The following is a 1097-nucleotide window of genomic DNA, read 5'->3' as shown; positions in this document are numbered from 1 at the left end:
CCGGGTATCGGGGGGCAAGCCCAGCCTCGTCGCCCTTGCTCCTGCCTGCGGGGCGGCGGCGGGTAGAATAGCGGGACGGGAACATGCGTATCCCAACCTGGCTGGATAGTAATCTATCTCGTTGTTTTCACGTAGAGTTGTAATGAGCTCGAGAGCCGGTGACTTGAGTGATCGATGGTGCGCGGATCTCGTGTCATGACCCGGAAATATTACTAATGAAAACTATATTCGAATCGTGCGGTCCGCGGTGCATTCCGTCGGTCGGCGAAATCCACGTTCTAAGCATGGAGGTGTTGTGTCCTTCCTGGCGAAAATCCTTTTGCTTTTTTCTGCCTGCGTCCTGACGACGGCAGGCGCCTCAACCCAGAATTCGCCCAAATATTACAAGGTCTCGCTGCAGATCGAGCGCGGCGGCAAGATCATCGGGAAGCCCAACCTCATCATGACCCCCGGCGCTTCGGCGATCATGACGGCAACCAACGGCGAATATTCGCTGCGAACATCGACCGGAACCGATGGCGGGATCAAGACCTCGTCGATCAATGTCACCACCGAGCTTTACTTCTCCAGCAACGGCCGGTGGGAGCTTGTCGCCGTACCCAATGTCTTCGCCACGATCGGGCGAAGCGTCGATATGAGTTACAATCTCCCGAAGTACGGCAATGTAGTTTTGACGTACAATGTGGAGGTCGTGGATACTTTGGCCACGAACGTCACGTCATGGGGAAAGAATGCCTGCTCGGAAAAGCGCATTTCCGAGTGGAAGGCGGCCATGAAGAAGCCGGTCTCCTTCCTGTCCGCCAAGAAGAAGGGCCAGGTAATCAATATATGTTGCAGCCCCTGCTCGACGATACGGTGCTGTTCCGCCGGCCCCATATGCTGCAGCGATGAGGCCAGGTGTCCGGGCCAGCGCTGCTGCAGCGATCCTCCGGTCTGATCAACCCGATGGCCTGCCGGGATCGATCCGGGCAGGCCATCGCGCGAAACGCCTGCCGGGCGTGCGCGGCCGTTCGGCCTTCAGCGTCTTTGGAAGCCGCCGGCGGAGCGATCGGGCAAGGCGGAGCTCCCACGGCCACGGCATCAACGGATGCCCAGGC

General features: G+C 59.1%; 1 protein-coding gene. It reads left to right on the top strand.

Annotation, left to right across the window (positions count from 1 at the left end):
• Positions 1-295: 295 nt before the first annotated feature.
• Complete coding sequence (locus AB0K82_RS44705; RefSeq protein ID WP_345851504.1) at positions 296-937, top strand: hypothetical protein; 642 nt, start codon at positions 296-298, stop codon at positions 935-937.
• The last annotated feature ends 160 nt before the right edge of the window (positions 938-1097 follow it).

The sequence above is a fragment of the Actinoallomurus sp. NPDC052274 genome, from assembly GCF_040679475.1.
GTDB classification, from domain to species: domain Bacteria; phylum Actinomycetota; class Actinomycetes; order Streptosporangiales; family Streptosporangiaceae; genus Actinoallomurus; species Actinoallomurus liliacearum.
This window is presented reverse-complemented; position numbering and strand designations above follow the sequence as displayed.